The sequence below is a fragment of the Streptococcus pneumoniae genome, from assembly GCF_001457635.1.
Classification (GTDB): Bacteria; Bacillota; Bacilli; order Lactobacillales; family Streptococcaceae; genus Streptococcus; species Streptococcus pneumoniae.
On record NZ_LN831051.1, the window covers coordinates 547,927 to 567,662 of the forward strand.

Annotated in this window: 18 protein-coding genes and 1 pseudogene; 16 read left to right on the top strand and 3 right to left on the bottom strand. The window is 41.3% G+C overall.

Features of this window, described 5'->3' with window-relative positions:
• Positions 1-27: 27 nt before the first annotated feature.
• On the bottom strand, positions 28-1,008 hold the full coding sequence (gene dusB, locus AT689_RS02945; RefSeq protein WP_001867624.1) for a tRNA dihydrouridine synthase DusB: 981 nt from the start codon (positions 1,006-1,008) through the stop codon (positions 28-30).
• Positions 995-1,867: an Hsp33 family molecular chaperone HslO gene (hslO, locus tag AT689_RS02950; protein WP_000357845.1), complete on the bottom strand. Its 873-nt coding sequence runs from the start codon at positions 1,865-1,867 to the stop codon at positions 995-997. Before hslO ends, dusB begins: the two co-directional genes overlap by 14 nt.
• 164 nt (positions 1,868-2,031) lie before the next feature.
• Here hslO and AT689_RS02955 point away from each other — a divergent pair, with 164 nt between their 5' ends.
• The 5 genes and pseudogenes from AT689_RS02955 to AT689_RS13320 all read left to right on the top strand — a co-directional run bounded on the left by AT689_RS02955 (position 2,032) and on the right by AT689_RS13320 (position 8,169).
• Entirely contained in the window at positions 2,032-3,459 is a 1,428-nt protein-coding gene (locus AT689_RS02955) for a helix-turn-helix domain-containing protein (protein WP_000280548.1), read from the top strand.
• A 158-nt stretch (positions 3,460-3,617) separates the two neighbouring features.
• Complete coding sequence (gene glpK, locus AT689_RS02960; RefSeq protein WP_000076782.1) at positions 3,618-5,126, top strand: glycerol kinase GlpK; 1,509 nt, start codon at positions 3,618-3,620, stop codon at positions 5,124-5,126.
• A gap of 41 nt (positions 5,127-5,167) precedes the next feature.
• The gene (gene glpO, locus AT689_RS02965) at positions 5,168-6,994 is read left to right on the top strand and encodes a type 1 glycerol-3-phosphate oxidase (protein WP_000395924.1); all 1,827 of its coding nucleotides are present in this window, start codon (positions 5,168-5,170) and stop codon (positions 6,992-6,994) included.
• A 69-nt stretch (positions 6,995-7,063) separates the two neighbouring features.
• Complete coding sequence (locus AT689_RS02970; RefSeq protein WP_000980827.1) at positions 7,064-7,768, top strand: MIP/aquaporin family protein; 705 nt, start codon at positions 7,064-7,066, stop codon at positions 7,766-7,768.
• 190 nt (positions 7,769-7,958) lie between these two features.
• A pseudogene (locus tag AT689_RS13320) lies at positions 7,959-8,169 on the top strand (hypothetical protein).
• Between the two features lie 86 nt (positions 8,170-8,255).
• On the opposite strand, the gene AT689_RS02975 reads toward AT689_RS13320, so the two are convergent.
• Positions 8,256-8,864 (bottom strand): hypothetical protein, encoded by a 609-nt coding sequence (locus AT689_RS02975; protein ID WP_001844696.1) that lies wholly within the window; start codon positions 8,862-8,864, stop codon positions 8,256-8,258.
• A 131-nt stretch (positions 8,865-8,995) separates the two neighbouring features.
• Between AT689_RS02975 and AT689_RS13655 the strand changes: the two genes are divergently transcribed.
• The 11 genes from AT689_RS13655 (at position 8,996) to AT689_RS03030 (ending at position 19,736) form a co-directional block, all read left to right on the top strand.
• Complete coding sequence (locus tag AT689_RS13655; RefSeq protein ID WP_000930581.1) at positions 8,996-9,193, top strand: hypothetical protein; 198 nt, start codon at positions 8,996-8,998, stop codon at positions 9,191-9,193.
• Between the two features lie 761 nt (positions 9,194-9,954).
• On the top strand, positions 9,955-11,232 hold the full coding sequence (gene ltrA / locus AT689_RS02985; protein WP_000040348.1) for a group II intron reverse transcriptase/maturase: 1,278 nt from the start codon (positions 9,955-9,957) through the stop codon (positions 11,230-11,232).
• Positions 11,233-11,688: 456 nt separating this feature from the next.
• Positions 11,689-12,867, top strand: a complete 1,179-nt coding sequence (locus tag AT689_RS02990; protein WP_000071455.1) for a ryptide export MFS transporter — start codon at positions 11,689-11,691, stop codon at positions 12,865-12,867.
• A gap of 313 nt (positions 12,868-13,180) precedes the next feature.
• Positions 13,181-13,312 (top strand): teichoic acid D-Ala incorporation-associated protein DltX, encoded by a 132-nt coding sequence (locus AT689_RS02995; protein WP_000813667.1) that lies wholly within the window; start codon positions 13,181-13,183, stop codon positions 13,310-13,312.
• Between the two features lie 20 nt (positions 13,313-13,332).
• Complete coding sequence (gene dltA / locus AT689_RS03000) at positions 13,333-14,883, top strand: D-alanine--poly(phosphoribitol) ligase subunit DltA (RefSeq protein WP_025173805.1); 1,551 nt, start codon at positions 13,333-13,335, stop codon at positions 14,881-14,883.
• Complete coding sequence (gene dltB / locus AT689_RS03005) at positions 14,880-16,124, top strand: D-alanyl-lipoteichoic acid biosynthesis protein DltB (RefSeq protein WP_000969751.1); 1,245 nt, start codon at positions 14,880-14,882, stop codon at positions 16,122-16,124. The genes dltA and dltB overlap by 4 nt, the downstream gene beginning before the upstream one ends.
• Positions 16,125-16,137: 13 nt before the next feature.
• On the top strand, positions 16,138-16,377 hold the full coding sequence (gene dltC, locus AT689_RS03010) for a D-alanine--poly(phosphoribitol) ligase subunit DltC (protein ID WP_000351967.1): 240 nt from the start codon (positions 16,138-16,140) through the stop codon (positions 16,375-16,377).
• Complete coding sequence (gene dltD / locus AT689_RS03015) at positions 16,370-17,638, top strand: D-alanyl-lipoteichoic acid biosynthesis protein DltD (RefSeq protein WP_000919860.1); 1,269 nt, start codon at positions 16,370-16,372, stop codon at positions 17,636-17,638. Before dltC ends, dltD begins: the two co-directional genes overlap by 8 nt.
• A 154-nt stretch (positions 17,639-17,792) precedes the next feature.
• A complete protein-coding gene (adcR, locus tag AT689_RS03020; RefSeq protein WP_001249319.1) occupies positions 17,793-18,233 on the top strand; it encodes a zinc-dependent transcriptional regulator AdcR in 441 nt (146 codons plus the stop codon).
• Positions 18,233-18,937 carry a metal ABC transporter ATP-binding protein gene (locus AT689_RS03025; protein ID WP_001269488.1) on the top strand — a complete coding sequence of 235 codons (705 nt, stop codon included), beginning with the start codon at positions 18,233-18,235 and terminating at the stop codon, positions 18,935-18,937. Before adcR ends, AT689_RS03025 begins: the two co-directional genes overlap by 1 nt.
• A complete protein-coding gene (locus tag AT689_RS03030) occupies positions 18,930-19,736 on the top strand; it encodes a metal ABC transporter permease (RefSeq protein WP_000950018.1) in 807 nt (268 codons plus the stop codon). The genes AT689_RS03025 and AT689_RS03030 overlap by 8 nt, the downstream gene beginning before the upstream one ends.

The window sequence follows — 19,736 nt, forward strand, 5'->3', positions numbered from 1 at the left end:
TTTAAGAGAGTTACGGGTTTTAAACTATTAAGCCTTCTCCAATTGCAAGAGGGCTTCAATCTCTGCCAGGGTGCTAGCTTGCGAAATGGCTCCACGGAGTTTGGCAGCGCCAGATGTTCCACGGAGGTAGTGAGGAGCGAGGCCGCGGAATTCACGAACTGCGACGTTTTCTCCTTTGAGGTTAATCAATCGTTTCAAGTGTTCGTAGGCGATCTTCATCTTGTCTTCAAAGGTCAAATCAGGTAGGATTTCTCCTGTTTCAAAGTAATGGTTGATTTGGTTGAAGAGGTAAGGATTTCCCATGGCAGCTCGGCCAATCATGACTGCGTCAGCACCAACTTCTTCGATGCGTTGCTTGGCTTCTTGGACAGTACGGATATCACCGTTGGCGATGAATGGAATCTTGGTTAGAGCTTGGGCAACCTTGTAAAGGGTCTCAAGGTCTGCGTGGCCAGTATACATTTGTTCACGGGTACGGCCATGCATGGCGAGGGCAGAAACACCTGCAGCCTCAGCAGCGAGGGCATTTTCTACTGCCAGAGATGGGTCCGCCCAGCCGGTACGCATTTTGACAGTAAGTGGGATATCAAGGACAGACTGGACCTTGTTGATGATAGAGTAGATCTTGTCAGGATCCTTGAGCCACGTAGCACCAGCTTCGTTCTTCACGATTTTGTTGACAGGGCAGCCCATGTTGATATCGACGATATCGGTCTTAGTGTTTTCTTGGATAAATTCTGCTGCGCGTGCTAGGCTGTCTTCATCGCTACCAAAAAGTTGGATAGAGACAGGGTTTTCGCCCTCATCGATATGAAGCATGTGCAGGGTTTTTTCGTTGTTGTATTGGATTCCCTTGTCAGAGACCATTTCCATTACAACGAGTCCAGCTCCGAGCTCTTTTGCGATGGTACGAAAGGCTGAGTTGGTCACGCCAGCCATAGGCGCTAAAACGGTACGATTGGGAATCTCAACATTGCCAATCATAAAAGGTGTATTAAGATTTGTCACGAATGAGTTCCTCCAGGTCCTTTTCATCAAAGTTGTAAGTAGTTTGGCAGAATTGACAAGTGATTTCTACCCCGTGGTCTTCCTCTTTCATTTCCTGTAAGTCTGAGCTTGGAAGGCTGGCAAGAGCGTTCATAAAGCGTTCATGGCTACAGTCACATTGGAAACGGATTTCTTCTTCAGAAAGACGCTTGTAGGCTTCGTCCCCGTAGATAGCCTTGAGGAGGGCTTCGATATGGTCGTCGCTTTCGAGAAGAGTAGAGATAGCTGGCATTTCTTGGATGCGTTTTTCAAAGCGAGCAATCTCTTCTTTCTTGGCTCCTGGCAAGACTTGAACTAGGAAACCACCTGCAATCTTGACCTTGTCTTCCTCGTCCAAAAGGACATTGAGGCCGACCGCTGAAGGCGTTTGTTGGCTTTCAGTAAGGTAAAAGGCAAGGTCTTCACCGATTTCTCCAGAGATGAGGGGAGTTATAGAGTTGTAAGGATTTCCAGTACCGTAGTCTGTGATAACGAGGAATTGACCATTTCCAACAAAAGGTCCGACTAGGACTTCACCAGTCGCAGTCTTTTTGATGTCAACACCAGGATTTTGAACATAGCCTTTGACGTTCCCCTTGGTATCAGCGACGGTGATAATAGCACCTAGAGAGCTAGATCCCAACACCTTAACTGTAAGTTTGGTATTTCCTTTTTCATTGGCTGCGAGAATCTGGCTGGCGATAAGAGTTCGACCAAGCGCTACAGTTGAGCTAGCTTGGGTTTGATGTTTTTCTTGAGCAGTGCGGACGGTTTCAGTGCTATCAAGGACAAAAGCACGAAAGGCTCCGCTTTCTGATATAGTTTTAATAATTTTATCCATAGCTACTATTTTAGCATAAAAATGCCCAAAGGGGGAGCCGTGTGTTTACTGATTTTCAGGATAATGGACCAGGAAATCAGCATGAAAATAAAAAGAGAAACAGATTATTTTAGCATTTGTAAGATTTATGCTATGCTTAAGGTAGAAAATGAAAGGGATAACAAATGTATTTAGGAGATTTGATGGAGAAAGCCGAGTGTGGTCAATTTTCAATCCTTTCCTTTCTATTACAAGAGTCTCAGACGACCGTCAAGGCTGTAATGGAAGAAACAGGATTTTCAAAAGCAACCCTAACCAAATATGTCACCCTGCTCAATGACAAGGCTTTGGATAGTGGCTTAGAACTGACTATTCACTCAGAAGATGAAAATCTGCGTCTGTCTATCGGTGCAGCTACCAAGGGGAGAGATATTCGGAGCTTGTTTTTGGAGAGTGCTGTTAAATACCAGATTTTGGTTTATCTTCTCTACCACCAACAGTTTTTAGCCCATCAGCTGGCTCAAGAATTAGTGATTAGCGAGGCTACGCTTGGTCGTCACTTGGCTGGTTTAAATCAGATTTTGTCAGAATTTGATTTATCCATCCAAAATGGACGTTGGCGAGGTCCAGAGCATCAGATTCGCTATTTCTATTTCTGTCTTTTCCGAAAGGTCTGGTCGAGTCAGGAATGGGAAGGTCACATGCAGAAACCAGAGAGAAAACAGGAGATTGCCAATTTAGAGGAAATCTGCGGTGCAAGTTTGTCTGCGGGGCAGAAATTGGACTTGGTTCTCTGGGCTCACATCAGTCAACAACGTCTTCGGGTCAATGCTTGTCAGTTTCAAGTTATAGAAGAGAAAATGCGAGGGTATTTTGACAATATCTTCTATCTTCGTTTGCTGAGAAAGGTTCCGTCCTTTTTTGCTGGGCAACATATTCCACTAGGAGTTGAGGATGGTGAGATGATGATATTCTTCTCTTTTCTCCTATCTCATCGCATTCTTCCTCTTCATACTATGGAGTATATTCTTGGTTTTGGAGGGCAGTTGGCAGATTTACTGACGCAATTGATTCAAGAAATGAAGAAGGAGGAACTATTGGGGGATTATACAGAGGACCATGTCACCTATGAACTCAGTCAGCTTTGTGCTCAAGTCTATCTCTATAAGGGCTATATTTTACAGGATCGCTACAAGTACCAGTTAGAGAATCGTCATCCATATTTACTGATGGAACATGATTTTAAAGAGACAGCAGAGGAGATTTTTCATGCTCTACCTGCTTTTCAACAGGGGACAGATTTAGATAAGAAGATTCTCTGGGAATGGCTCCAGTTAATCGAATATATGGCTGAAAACGGTGGCCAGCATATGCGGATTGGTCTGGATTTGACATCTGGTTTTCTTGTCTTTTCAAGGATGGCAGCCATTTTGAAACGGTATTTGGAATACAATCGTTTTATTACCATTGAAGCTTATGACCCTAGTCGGCATTATGATTTGCTGGTTACCAATAACCCTATTCATAAGAAGGAACAGACACCAGTCTATTATTTAAAAAATGACTTGGATATGGAAGATTTGGCAGGGATTCGTCAGTTATTATTCACTTAAAAGGCTTGGTTAATCCAGGTCTTTTTTGTGAAATTCACACAATCTCCTCACATTTTTTTAAAAATTAAAAAAAGTTGATAAACAAGAAAGCGCTTTATTTTGTATACTAGTAAGTGTAAAGAGGAAACACCTAAAGATCTTTATCAGGAGGACAGTACATGTCACAAGAAAAATACATCATGGCCATTGACCAGGGAACTACAAGTTCTCGTGCCATCATTTTCAACAAAAAAGGGGAAAAGGTTAGCTCGAGTCAAAAAGAGTTTACCCAGATTTTCCCTCAAGCAGGTTGGGTTGAGCACAATGCCAATGAAATTTGGAACTCTGTTCAGTCAGTTATTGCGGGTGCTTTCATCGAAAGTGGTGTCAAGCCAAATCAAATCGAGGCAATCGGGATTACCAACCAACGTGAAACAACGGTTGTCTGGGATAAGAAAACAGGACTTCCTATCTACAATGCTATCGTTTGGCAGTCACGCCAGACAGCACCTTTGGCTGAGCAACTAAAAAGCCAAGGTTATGTGGAAAAATTCCATGAAAAGACTGGTTTGATTATTGATGCTTACTTCTCTGCTACCAAGGTTCGTTGGATTTTGGATCATGTAGAAGGTGCTCAAGAGCGAGCAGAAAAAGGGGAATTGCTCTTTGGTACTATCGATACTTGGTTGGTTTGGAAATTGACTGACGGTGCGGCTCACGTGACTGACTACTCAAATGCAGCTCGTACCATGCTTTATAACATTAAAGAACTCAAATGGGATGATGAGATTTTGGAAATCCTTAACATTCCGAAGGCTATACTTCCAGAAGTTCGTTCTAACTCCGAAATCTACGGCAAGACAGCTCCATTCCATTTCTACGGTGGAGAGGTGCCAATCTCAGGTATGGCTGGGGACCAACAAGCAGACCTCTTTGGACAGTTGGCTTTTGATTCAGGTATGGTTAAGAATACTTATGGAACAGGCTCTTTCATCATCATGAATACTGGGGAAGAGATGCAGTTGTCTGAAAACAACCTCTTGACAACCATTGGTTACGGAATCAACGGTAAGGTTTATTATGCCTTGGAAGGTTCTATCTTCATCGCAGGAAGTGCTATTCAGTGGCTTCGTGACGGTCTTCGCATGGTTGAAAATTCACCAGAATCTGAAAAATACGCTCGTGATTCTCACAACAACGATGAAGTTTATGTCGTTCCAGCCTTTACAGGTCTAGGCGCTCCATACTGGAACCAAAATGCTCGTGGTTCCGTCTTTAGTTTGACTCGTGGAACAAGCAAAGAAGACTTTATCAAGGCGACTTTGCAATCTATTGCTTATCAAGTGCGTGACATCATCGACACCATGCAAATGGATACTCAGACCGCCATTCAAGTACTGAAGGTGGATGGTGGTGCAGCCATGAACAACTTCCTCATGCAGTTCCAGGCGGATATTTTAGGCATTGACATTGCACGTGCTAAAAACTTGGAAACAACAGCTCTAGGAGCGGCCTTCCTAGCAGGTTTGTCAGTAGGGTACTGGAAAGACTTGGACGAGTTGAAACTCTTGAACGAGACAGGAGAACTCTTTGAGCCATCTATGAACGAATCTCGCAAGGAACAACTCTACAAGGGCTGGAAGAAGGCTGTGAAAGCAACTCAAGTCTTTGCGGAAGTAGACGACTAATACTGGCAGAATAAAGCGATTTATTTAGAAAGTGTGTAAATATGGAATTTTCAAAGAAAACACGTGAATTGTCAATTAAAAAAATGCAGGAACGCACCCTGGACCTCTTGATTATCGGTGGAGGAATCACAGGAGCTGGTGTAGCCTTGCAGGCGGCAGCTAGCGGTCTTGAGACTGGTTTGATTGAAATGCAAGACTTTGCAGAAGGAACATCTAGTCGTTCAACAAAATTGGTTCACGGAGGACTTCGTTACCTCAAACAATTTGACGTAGAGGTGGTCTCAGATACGGTTTCTGAACGTGCAGTGGTTCAACAAATCGCTCCACACATTCCAAAACCAGATCCAATGCTCTTACCAGTTTACGATGAAGATGGAGCAACCTTTAGCCTCTTCCGTCTTAAAGTAGCCATGGACTTGTACGACCTTTTAGCAGGTGTGAGCAACACACCAACTGCGAACAAGGTTTTGAGCAAGGATCAAGTCTTGGAACGCCAGCCAAACTTGAAGAAGGAAGGCTTGGTAGGAGGTGGAGTGTATCTTGACTTCCGTAACAACGATGCGCGTCTCGTGATTGAAAACATCAAACGTGCCAACCAAGACGGTGCCCTCATTGCCAACCACGTGAAGGCAGAAGGCTTCCTCTTTGACGAAAGTGGCAAGATTACAGGTGTTGTAGCTCGTGATCTCTTGACAGACCAAGTATTTGAAATCAAGGCCCGTCTGGTTATTAATACAACAGGTCCTTGGAGTGATAAAGTACGTAATTTGTCTAATAAGGGAACGCAATTCTCACAAATGCGCCCAACTAAGGGAGTTCACTTGGTAGTGGATTCAAGCAAAATCAAGGTTTCACAGCCAGTTTACTTTGACACAGGTTTGGGTGACGGTCGTATGGTCTTTGTTCTCCCACGTGAAAACAAGACTTACTTTGGTACAACTGATACAGACTACACAGGTGATTTGGAGCATCCAAAAGTAACTCAAGAAGATGTAGATTATCTACTTGGCATTGTCAACAACCGCTTTCCAGAATCCAACATCACCATTGATGATATCGAAAGCAGCTGGGCAGGTCTTCGTCCATTGATTGCAGGGAACAGTGCCTCTGACTATAATGGTGGAAATAACGGTACCATCAGTGATGAAAGCTTTGACAACTTGATTGCGACTGTTGAATCTTATCTCTCCAAAGAAAAAACACGTGAAGATGTTGAGTCTGCTGTCAGCAAGCTTGAAAGTAGCACATCTGAGAAATATTTGGATCCATCTGCAGTTTCTCGTGGGTCTAGCTTGGACCGTGATGACAATGGTCTTTTGACTCTTGCTGGCGGTAAAATCACAGACTACCGTAAGATGGCTGAAGGAGCTATGGAGCGCGTGGTTGACATCCTCAAAGCAGAATTTGACCGTAGCTTTAAATTGATCAATTCTAAAACTTACCCTGTTTCAGGTGGAGAATTGAACCCAGCAAATGTGGATTCAGAAATCGAAGCCTTTGCGCAACTTGGAGTATCACGTGGTTTGGATAGCAAGGAAGCTCACTATCTGGCAAATCTTTACGGTTCAAATGCACCGAAAGTCTTTGCACTTGCTCACAGCTTGGAACAAGCGCCAGGACTCAGCTTGGCAGATACTTTGTCCCTTCACTATGCAATGCGCAACGAGTTGGCTCTTAGCCCAGTTGACTTCCTTCTTCGTCGTACCAACCATATGCTCTTTATGCGTGATAGCTTGGATAGCATCGTTGAGCCAGTTTTGGATGAAATGGGACGATTCTATGACTGGACAGAAGAAGAAAAAGCAACTTACCGTGCTGATGTCGAAGCAGCTCTCGCTAACAACGATTTAGCAGAATTAAAAAATTAAGAAAAAATAAAAGAGGTGGAGGGCAGCATTCCTTGTCGCCCGTCCCTTCTTTTTAATGGAGACAGAAAGATGATGAATGAATTATTTGGAGAATTTCTAGGGACTTTAATCCTGATTCTTCTAGGAAATGGTGTTGTTGCAGGTGTGGTTCTTCCTAAAACCAAGAGCAATAGCTCAGGTTGGATTGTGATTACTATGGGTTGGGGGATTGCAGTTGCGGTTGCAGTCTTTGTATCTGGCAAGCTCAGTCCAGCTCATTTAAACCCAGCTGTGACCATCGGTGTGGCCTTAAAAGGTGGTTTGCCTTGGGCTTCCGTTTTGCCTTATATCTTAGCCCAGTTCGCAGGGGCCATGCTGGGTCAGATTTTGGTTTGGTTGCAATTCAAACCTCACTATGAGGCAGAAGAAAATGCAGGCAATATCCTGGCAACCTTCAGTACTGGACCAGCCATCAAGGATACTGTATCAAACTTGATTAGCGAAATCCTTGGAACCTTTGTTTTGGTGTTGACAATCTTTGCTTTGGGTCTTTACGATTTTCAGGCAGGTATCGGAACCTTTGCAGTGGGAACTTTGATTGTCGGTATCGGTCTATCACTAGGTGGGACAACAGGTTATGCCTTGAACCCAGCTCGTGACCTTGGACCTCGTATCATGCACAGCATCTTGCCAATTCCAAACAAGGGAGACGGAGACTGGTCTTACGCTTGGATTCCTGTTGTAGGCCCTGTTATCGGAGCAGCCTTGGCCGTGCTTGTATTCTCACTTTTCTAATCTAGAAAACAATTATGTTGATAGAGCTTGGGCAAGAGCCCAATTTCAGCAAAAAATGAAGTAAATCTTCTCATAATAAAATGCATCATATCAAGCACGAAAATTCCACGAGGTCAACTACAGTCAGAAAGCTGAACAACAAGCCAAAACGCCCAAAAAAGGCGGCAAAAAGCAAGCACCTGCAAGCAACGTGCCGAAATGGTCAAATCCTGATTATGTCAACGAATTAGACCCAAAAATCGTTGATATGCTAGTAGAATTTCACAAGTCACAAGTCACAAGGCACTTTGGAAACTCCCGAGGCGCAAGCAGAAATCGCCCAAAAACGTGAAGAAATCGAGCAAAGGAGAGCTGAGCTTGAGGATAAAAAACAAGAGCTTTTGAACCGCTTGAACAAATAGAGTTTCGCAAGTATTATGCTTACAAATTACTTGAGCAATTAACTAAAATATAAACCCTGCCTTTATATCTAGGCAGGGTTTATATTTTAGAAATTCACGTAGGTTGTTACGGTTTTTACATACCCAGTATAGTTTGAGTTTCTATAGTATTCAGTGATAAACTTCCATTTTCTTTGAGCAACATGGATATAAGTACTTGTTATGTAGTATGGATATGGGCTTTGTGAATCCAAGTAAGACTGATAAGCTTGTATACCAAAATATGCTCCACCAATTATTGCACCCCATGGACCCCCCAATAAAGCACCTATCCTACCAATCATATAACTGATTCCAGCACCAGTCATGAAGTTAGCGAATGTGTTAGCTTGTTTATTCCCATGTATTGTGTTGACGTAATTCCAAACATTAGGATCGTATGATCTAAAAGATATATTTAGGTCGATTTCATTCTTTTGATAAGCCATATAAAATGCCCCATTGATATAGACGCCGTCAGCACGTCGTTCAATAGTGTCTACACTTCCATCTGGATTGACAACCTCAAGAACTTCATCGCTTAAAATATTTACTTGCGTATCTCCGAACCGCACTGATGAGCCATTCTCAAACTGAGCCTCACCAGATACAACTTTAGAGTTTGCCGATAAGCTATCATCAGCAAAAACAACAAGCGACGGGGAAATGCTAGACATACAGAAAACAGACATAACTAGCAAACACATGCATTTAAACATCTTAGACATAACGGAAACTCCTTTGTATTTTTGATTTTTTTCAACTTTTATTATACAATAAAACCAAATAAAAAGAAAGCGGTAACAATATGCTTAATGCGAAAATTTTTTATATATTTTTATGTTTGATCGTTATCGAAACTACAGGCTTGTTGTTGTTGAAAAGAGGTCTCGAAATGGGTTATTTAGACACAGAAGCTATTATCCTCGCAGTTTTTTCATTTGCTTTTTACAACCTATGTTCATTCGCTTGGGTCTGCTCTACAATAAAAAACAATAAAAAATAAATAGACGTATTTTCAAAAAAAAAAAAAAATGCATATTTATTTTAGTAAAACGACGATTTAAATCGTCGTTTTTTTGTAGTACGACGGGCATGTCGTATATCTGAGGTGCAAGTCCTCCGTGGGCACTTGCTACCGGTGAACCCAAAAGCGATTCCCAAGCCTGACTATCGTGAGGTAGCGGGGAGAGGAAGAGATAGCGAAATCGTGGCTCTACGAACAGGAACGTGATAGCAAGGCGTATATAGCGGATAAGGAGGCTTCAAACTCTAAAGTCCAAAAAGGTAGTCGTAACCTATATGTGTAAATCACGAGAGTAATTGAATTCGGACTAAGGTTTGTGTGAAAAAGATAAATCTTTCTAGAGTCTAAAGACTCTGCGTCAGATTTCCTATTTTCACTGTAACCTTTTAACGTCCTCATATCTTGTATAAACGAGGAAAGATGTACGACTTATCCCGTGAGGTTTCATGAGCGCTGAAAGCGTAGTAACAACGAATCATGAGAAGTCAGCCGAGCCCATAGTAGTGAGGAAACTTCCGTAATGGAAGTGGAGCGAAGGGGTGAATACTCAAACAGTCTGGGGAGAGACTGTTTGAGGTCTGTCGCTAGAAAGAGAAAACGACAGATCGAAGTAATCCTACTTCACTTGTGTCTGTAAAATGAGTGGTCTGATAGAACTGGACTTTGACACGTAATGACTAGATGAAGGTTCACCAATATAAGATGTCCCTCAGGCACCAAAACAAGAAAGGAATACGCACATGTCAAAATTGCTAGATAAGATATTATCACGCGAAAATATGCTGGAAGCCTACAATCAAGTAAAATCCAATAAAGGCTCAGCTGGGATTGATGGAATGACTATCGAAGAGATGGATAATTATCTCAGACAAAACTGGCGCTTGACTAAGGAACTGATAAAACAGAGAAAATATAAGCCTCAACCAGTTCTTAGAGTTGAGATTCCTAAACCAAACGGAGGTATCCGTCAACTAGGAATTCCAACAGTTATGGATAGAATGATTCAACAGGCCATTGTCCAAGTTATTAGCCCCATTTGTGAACCCCATTTCTCAGATACGAGTTATGGCTTCAGACCAAATAGGTCATGTGAAAAAGCCATCATGAAGTTCTTAGAGTACTTAAATGACGGCTATGAGTGGATAGTGGATATAGACCTAGAGAAATTTTTCGATACGGTTCCTCAAGATAGATTGATGTCCTTGGTACATAACATTATCGAAGACGGAGATACGGAATCCCTGATTCGTAAGTATCTTCATTCAGGTGTTATCATTAATGGTCAGCGTCATAAAACGCTAGTTGGCACGCCACAGGGAGGAAATTTATCTCCTCTCTTATCCAATGTCATGCTTAATGAATTGGACAAGGAATTAGAAAAGAGGGGACTTCGATTTGTGCGCTACGCAGATGATTGTGTGATTACGGTCGGAAGCGAGGCAGCCGCTAAGCGTGTGATGTATTCAGCCAGTCGTTTTATTGAGAAGCGACTAGGTTTGAAAGTAAATATGACCAAGGCTAAGATTACCAGACCAAGAGAGCTGAAATACTTAGGTTTTGGGTTCTGGAAATCATCAGATGGTTGGAAAAGTCGTCCCCATCAAGATAGTGTTCGGAGATTTAAGCTTAAATTGAAGAAACTAACACAGAGGAAATGGAGTATAGACTTAACAAGACGTATTGAGCAACTGAATTTGTCTATTCGAGGATGGATAAACTATTTCTCGCTGGGAAATATGAAGCGCATAGTCGCTAGCATAGATGAGCGCTTGCGTACTCGCCTACGAGTGATTATCTGGAAGCAATGGAAGAAGAAATCGAGACGACTATGGGGATTGCTTAAGTTAGGAGTTCCTAAATGGATAGCAGATAAGGTATCTGGCTGGGGCGACCATTATCAATTAGTAGCTCAGAAGTCGGTACTTAAACGTGCTATATCAAAACCAGTCCTTGAAAAACGTGGACTGGTTTCGTGTTTGGATTATTACCTTGAACGACATGCGTTAAAAGTTAGTTGAACCGCCGTATGCCGAACGGCATGTACGGTGGTGTGAGAGGGGCTAGAGATTATCCCCTACTCGATTAACTCCCCTGAAATTTATTTTAATTATGCAAATTTCACGTATTTTTGATGCTGAGACGACGATCTGGGAACTTTTCAGATATTTTTTTGACTATCTAAAATCTATCATTAGAAAAGCTTAGAGCGCCAAAGGATTTGAGCGTTTTTCTGATTTTTAAGACTTTTTCCCAGTCTCTTTTTCGATTGAAGATGTAATTATTCTACTAACTAACTAACTTCTTAGTACTAGCCAACAACGATAATCATAATTCCTCCTAAAATTAGGAATAATAAAGGCAATAGTTTTTGTTTTTTCATGTAAAAAACCTCACTTTTGTTTTCTGCTATTTTATGCTAAAATATTAAAAATCAAATTTAATTCCAAAGTTTGTAACTAAAGGGGGAGCGCTACATGTCTAATTCATTTGTCAAGTTGTTAGTCTCTCAATTATTTGCAAATTTAGCAGATATTTTCTTTAGAGTAACAATCATTGCTAACATATACATTATTTCAAAATCAGTAATTGCCACATCACTAGTTCCTATCTTAATAGGAATATCCTCTTTTGTTGCGAGTCTTTTAGTTCCGTTGGTTACTAAAAGGTTAGCGCTAAATAGGGTTTTATCTTTATTTCAATTTGGAAAGACTATATTATTGGCGATACTGGTAGGAATGTTTACCGTAATGCAATCCGTAGCGCCTTTGGTGACCTATCTATTTGTTGTTGCAATTTCCATACTAGATGGTTTTGCAGCACCCGTTTCCTATGCTATTGTGCCACGCTATGCGACCGATTTGGGTAAGGCTAATTCAGCCTTATCAATGACTGGTGAAGCTGTTCAATTGATAGGTTGGGGATTAGGTGGACTCTTGTTTGCAACAATTGGTCTGTTACCTACCACGTTTATCATTTTAGTCTTGTATATCATTTCTAGCTTTCTGATGTTATTTCTTCCTAACGCTGAAGTGGAGGTGTTAGAGTCAGAAACTAATCTTGAAATTTTGCTCAAAGGTTGGAAGTTAGTTGCTAGAAATCCTAGATTAAGATTTTTTGTATCAGCAAATTTATTGGAAACTTTTTCAAATACGATTTGGGTTTCTTCCATTATACTTGTTTTTGTAACGGAGTTATTAAATAAAACGGAAAGTTACTGGGGATATTCTAATACAGCATACTCTATTGGTATTATAATTAGTGGCTTAATTGCTTTTAGGCTATCTGAAAAGTTCCTTGCTGCTAAATGGGAAAGTATTCTTTTTCCTCTTGTAGCTATGGCAATAGTGACACTGACTATTCTATATTTTCCAAACGCACAGATGTTTTTATTATTTTCAGCTTTAGTTGGTATGTTATCGCAACTAAAAGAAGTTCCTGAAAGTGTATTTCTTCAGGAAACAGTAGAGGAAAATCATTTAGTTAATGTCTATTCCGTTCTTGAAGTGATTTCTACATTAGCATTTTCAGTATTTGTTTTGCTAATGAGCTATATTACTGAGAGTTTTGGTATTAGCATCAGTTTTTGGCTATCAGCCATTTGTCTGATGATAGAAGCTATTTTAATTTATATCAGACGAGATTATTTTAAATGAGAGAGTGGTTAAAAAGTCTTTAAAAATCAGAAAAGCGCATAGTATCAGGTGTTGAAAAAACTTGATATTGTGTGTTTTATTATGGGAAGATTTACTTCATTGTCTCCTGAAATGGAGTTTTGAAGCAGGATCACTCTATTTGAAAATATACATAGAAAAACTGTATAATCCTTAAAATAAGCTGAAATCTATTGGAAACATACGGTAAACAATTGAAAAGATACTATATAAAGTGGTACAATGGTAGAAAAATAAGCTAGTAAGAATCACTCTTATTTTAGCGAAAAATTACAGAAATGAATGGTTTTTCTTGATGAAACAGAGAAAAGAATTGTACCTCTTTCTTGGTCGGACAGCCTTGTATTTTCTTATCTTTCTAGGGCTGCTTTACTTCTTTAGCTATCTTGGTCAGGGTCAAGGAAGCTTTATCTATAATGAATTTTAACTTGAAGGAGAATCCCTATTGTGTCAAATAAACCAATAGCAGATATGATTGAAACCATTGAGCATTTTGCTCAGACACAGCCTAGCTATCCTGTCTATAATGTTTTGGGGCAGGAACACACTTATGGCGATTTAAAGGCTGATTCGGATAGTTTGGCTGCAGTCATTGACCAACTAGGCTTGCCTGAGAAGTCTCCTGTGGTTGTTTTTGGTGGCCAAGAATATGAAATGTTGGCAACCTTTGTAGCGCTGACTAAGTCAGGTCATGCCTACATTCCAATTGATAGCCATTCGGCCTTGGAGCGAGTTTCAGCTATTTTAGAAGTAGCAGAGCCAAGCTTGATTATTGCCATTTCAGCCTTTCCCTTGGAGCAGGTTTCTACACCAATGATAAATCTAGCTCAGGTTCAAGAAGCCTTTGCCCAAGGGAATAACTATGAAATCACGCATCCAGTCAAGGGAGATGATAATTACTACATTATCTTTACTTCTGGTACGACTGGTAAGCCTAAGGGAGTGCAGATTTCACATGATAATCTCCTCAGCTTTACAAACTGGATGATTACGGATAAGGAATTTGCGACACCGAGTCGTCCGCAAATGCTGGCACAGCCACCTTATTCTTTTGACTTGTCTGTCATGTATTGGGCACCGACCTTGGCACTTGGTGGTACGCTTTTCACTCTTCCTTCAGTCATCACTCAGGACTTTAAGCAACTCTTTGCGGCTATCTTTTCATTGCCAATCGCTATCTGGACATCAACACCATCCTTTGCAGATATGGCCATGTTGTCTGAATACTTCAACAGTGAGAAAATGCCTGGAATCACGCATTTCTACTTTGATGGTGAAGAATTGACGGTCAAAACAGCTCAAAAACTGCGCGAGCGTTTCCCAAATGCCCGTATCATCAATGCTTACGGCCCAACAGAAGCGACAGTAGCTCTGTCAGCAGTTGCCGTGACAGACGAGATGTTAGCGACTTTCAAACGCCTACCAATCGGCTATACCAAGGCTGATTCTCCAACCTTTATCATTGACGAGGAAGGAAATAAACTGCCAAATGGCGAACAGGGAGAAATCATTGTTTCTGGGCCAGCTGTTTCAAAAGGTTATATGAACAATCCTGAAAAAACAGCAGAAGCCTTCTTTGAGTTTGAAGGTCTGCCAGCCTATCACACAGGCGATGTGGGAACTATGACAGATGAGGGCTTGCTTCTCTACGGCGGACGCATGGACTTCCAGATTAAGTTTAACGGTTACCGCATTGAGTTAGAAGATGTCTCTCAAAACCTCAACAAGTCTCGCTTTATCGAATCTGCTGTCGCAGTACCGCGCTATAACAAGGACCACAAGGTACAAAATCTATTGGCTTATGTCATCTTAAAAGACGGTGTTCGTGAGCAGTTTGAGCGAGATATCGATATTACCAAGGCCATCAAGGAAGACCTGACAGACATCATGATGTCCTACATGATGCCATCTAAATTCCTTTACCGAGACAGTTTGCCACTGACTCCAAATGGAAAGATTGACATCAAAGGATTGATTAACGAGGTGAATAAGAGATGATGGAGTTTTTTCAACAGCTTCCTCATTTAGAGCCATATGGCAATCCTCAGTATTTTGTTTATGTGATTGCTGCAACCTTGCCCATCTTTATAGGTCTCTTTTTCAAGAAACGTTTTGCCTGGTATGAAGTGTTGGTAAGTCTCTTCTTTATTGTCACCATGTTGGTGGGTGGAAAGACCAATCAACTAGCTGCCTTGGGTATTTACCTTTGCTGGGAAATATTGCTCCTGCTTTTCTACAAGCATTATCGAAAAAGCAAGGATGGCAAGTGGGTCTTCTACTTAGTTAGTTTTCTGTCCCTACTTCCGATTATCTTTGTCAAGGTGCAACCAGCTATCAATGGAACGCAGTCTTTGCTTGGGTTCTTGGGAATTTCTTACCTTACCTTTCGTTCGGTTGGAATTGTCATCGAGCTGAGAGATGGAGTGATTAAGGATTTTACCCTCTGGGAATTCCTCCGTTTCCTTCTCTTCATGCCAACTTTCTCGAGTGGTCCAATCGATCGCTTTAAGCGATTTAATGAAAATTATCAGGCTATTCCTGAGCGAGATGAGTTGATGGATATGCTGGATGAATCTGTCCGCTATATCATGTGGGGCTTTTTGTATAAGTTTATCCTAGCTCATGTTTTAGGAGAGACCTTACTACCTCCTCTGAAGAATTTAGCCTTGCAGTCAGGTGGCTTCTTTAATCTCTATGCCTTGGCAGTTATGTATACTTTTGGTCTGGAGCTCTTCTTTGACTTTGCAGGTTATTCTATGTTTGCTTTGGCCATCTCAAACTTGATGGGAATCCGTAGCCCTATCAACTTTAACAAGCCCTTTTTATCAAGGGATTTAAAGGAGTTTTGGAATCGCTGGCATATGAGTCTGTCCTTCTGGTTCCGTGACTTTGTCTTTATGCGAATGGTGATGGTGTTAACCAGAAAGAAAGTCTTTAAAAATCGTAATGTAACCTCAAGTATGGCCTACATTGTAAATATGCTGATTATGGGATTTTGGCATGGTGTGACCTGGTACTATATCGCCTATGGACTCTTTCATGGACTAGGCTTGGTCATCAATGATGCCTGGGTTCGCAAGAAAAAAACGCTCAATAAGGAACGGAAAAAAGCAGGGAAGGCTGCCCTACCTGAGAATCGCTGGATTCAGTTGCTTGGCATGGTTATCACTTTCCATGTTGTCATGTTGTCATTCTTAATCTTTTCTGGATTCTTGAATAATCTATGGTTTAAAAAATAAAAGGAAATAAAATATGGATATCAAATCAGAAGTTATTGAAATTATTGATGAGTTGTTTATGGAAGATGTTTCTGACATGATGGATGAAGATCTTTTTGATGCAGGTGTCTTGGATAGTATGGGAACGGTTGAGTTGATTGTGGAGATTGAGAACCGTTTTGACATTCGTGTCCCTGTAACAGAGTTTGGTCGTGACGACTGGAATACAGCTAATAAAATCATAGCTGGTATTGTGGAGCTACAAAATGCTTAAACGCTTATGGATGATCTTCGGACCGGTCTTGATCGCTGGTTTGTTGGTTTTTCTGCTCATTTTCTTTTATCCTACTGAGATGCATCATAATCTAGGAGCTGAAAAGCGTTCAGCAGTGGCTACTACTATCGATAGTTTTAAGGAGCGAAGTCAAAAAGTCAGAGCACTATCTGATCCAAATGTGCGTTTTGTTCCCTTCTTTGGCTCTAGTGAATGGCTTCGTTTTGACGGTGCTCATCCTGCGGTATTAGCTGAGAAATACAATCGTTCCTACCGTCCTTATCTTTTAGGACAGGGGGGAGCTGCATCGCTTAACCAATATTTTGGAATGCAACAGATGTTACCACAGCTGGAGAATAAACAAATTGTGTATGTTATCTCACCTCAGTGGTTCAGTAAAAATGGCTATGATCCAGCAGCCTTCCAGCAGTATTTTAATGGAGACCAGTTGACTAGTTTTCTGAAACATCAATCTGGGGATCAGGCTAGTCAATATGCAGCGACTCGCTTACTGCAACAGTTCCCAAACGTAGCTATGAAGGACCTGGTTCAGAAGTTGGCAAGTAAAGGAGAATTGTCGACAGCAGACAATGAAATGATTGAATTATTGGCTCGTTTTAATGAACGCCAAGCCTCCTTTTTTGGTCAGTTTTCGGTTAGAGGCTATGTTAACTACGATAAGCATGTAGCTAAGTATTTAAAAATCTTGCCAGACCAGTTTTCTTATCAAGCAATAGAAGATGTTGTCAAAGCAGATGCTGAAAAAAATACTTCCAATAATGAGATGGGAATGGAAAATTATTTCTATAATGAGCAGATCAAGAAGGATTTGAAGAAATTAAAGGATTCTCAGAAAAGCTTTACCTATCTCAAGTCGCCAGAGTATAATGACTTGCAGTTGGTTTTAACACAGTTTTCTAAATCTAAGGTAAACCCGATTTTTATCATTCCACCTGTTAATAAAAAATGGATGGACTATGCTGGTCTACGAGAGGATATGTACCAACAAACGGTGCAGAAGATTCGCTACCAGTTAGAAAGTCAAGGTTTTACCAATATAGCAGATTTTTCTAAGGACGGCGGGGAGCCTTTCTTTATGAAGGACACCATTCACCTTGGTTGGTTGGGTTGGTTGGCTTTTGACAAGGCAGTTGATCCTTTCCTATCCAATCCCACACCAGCTCCGACTTACCATCTGAATGAGCGCTTTTTCAGCAAAGATTGGGCGACTTATGATGGAGATGTCAAAGAATTTCAATAGATAATATAATATAGAAGAGTTCAAGAATGAAACTAGTTTTCACGTTTTTTCTTGACTCTTTTTTTGCTTGTGATATAATTAACTGGTAAACAAAATGTCAAAGAATAGTATTTTTCTCTTAAAAAAGAGAAGTCTAAAAGGAAAGGAGTCAGATATGAGACAGCTAGCAAAGGATATCAATGCTTTTTTGAATGAGGTGATTTTGCAGGCGGAAAATCAGCATGAAATCCTAATAGGTCATTGCACTAGCGAGGTGGCCCTGACCAATACTCAGGAGCATATCCTTATGCTCTTGTCAGAGGAATCTTTAACAAATTCAGAATTGGCCCGTCGTCTCAATGTCAGTCAGGCGGCAGTTACCAAGGCCATTAAGTCTTTGGTCAAGGAAGGGATGTTGGAAACATCTAAAGATTCTAAAGATGCGCGTGTGATTTTTTATCAGTTGACTGACTTGGCTCGTCCAATCGCTGAGGAGCACCACCATCACCATGAGCATACACTTTTAACCTATGAACAAGTGGCGACTCAGTTTACTCCAAATGAACAAAAAGTGATTCAGCGGTTTTTGACTGCTTTAGTAGGAGAAATCAAATAATGAGATATATTACGGTAGAGGATTTGTCCTTCTATTATGATAAGGAGCCTGTTCTTGAACATATCAATTATAGTGTTGATAGTGGGGAATTTGTTACCTTGACTGGGGAAAATGGAGCGGCTAAGACGACGCTCATCAAGGCTAGTCTTGGAATTCTGCAACCACGCATTGGAAAGGTGGCTATTTCAAAGACAAATACGCAAGGTAAGAAATTGAGAATAGCCTATCTTCCTCAACAAATTGCCAGTTTTAATGCTGGTTTTCCAAGTACGGTCTATGAATTTGTCAAGTCGGGTCGCTATCCGAGAAAAGGCTGGTTCCGTCGTTTGAATGCTCATGATGAGGAGCATATCAAGGCCAGTCTGGACTCAGTTGGCATGTGGGAACATCGAGACAAACGCTTGGGGTCTCTATCTGGGGGACAAAAGCAGCGAGCGGTGATTGCGCGTATGTTTGCTTCTGACCCTGATGTGTTTATCCTAGACGAGCCAACAACGGGGATGGATGCAGGAAGTAAAAATGAATTTTACGAACTCATGCACCACAGCGCCCATCATCATGGCAAGGCTGTTTTGATGATTACCCATGACCCTGAAGAAGTTAAGGATTATGCGGATCGCAATATTCATCTAGTCCGTAACCAAGACTCGCCATGGCGTTGTTTCAACGTTCATGAGAATGGCCAGGAGGTGGGCCATGCTTAGTTTATTATCTTACGACTTTATACAACGCGCCTTTTTGGCGGTTATTGCTATGAGTCTTTTCTCACCGGTATTGGGAACCTTCCTCATCTTGCGTCGTCAGAGTTTGATGAGTGATACCCTTAGCCACGTCTCACTTTCAGGTGTAGCCTTTGGTCTGGTTTTGGGGATTTCTCCAACTGTTTCTACTATTGCCATTGTCTTGATTGCGGCGGTCTTTCTGGAGTATCTCCGTACGGTTTACAAGAGCTTTATGGAAATCGGGACAGCTATCCTCATGTCAACAGGTCTGGCTGTTTCTCTGATTGTCATGAGCAAGGGTAAAAGCTCGAGTTCAATGAGTTTGGACCAATATCTCTTTGGTTCGATCGTGACTATCAGTGAAGAACAGGTCATTTCCCTCTTTGTCATTGCGGCGGTTGTTTTGATTTTGACCTTTCTCTTTCTTCGTCCTATGTATATCTTAACTTTTGACGAAGATACGGCCTTTGTGGATGGCTTGCCAGTTCGTACCATGTCCATTCTTTTTAACATGGTGACAGGGGTGGCTATTGCCCTTATGATTCCTGCAGCAGGAGCTCTTCTGGTATCGACCATTATGGTCTTGCCAGCTAGTATTGCCCTGCGTCTGGGGAAAAACTTTAAATCGGTTATGCTGCTTGCCAGTGCGATTGGCTTTTTGGGAATGGTAGCAGGACTTTACATTTCCTACTATGCAGAAACACCTGCAAGTGCAAGTATTACCATTATTTTTGTAACTGTCTTTATACTAATCAGTTTAGTAAGACGTTTTATCAAATAG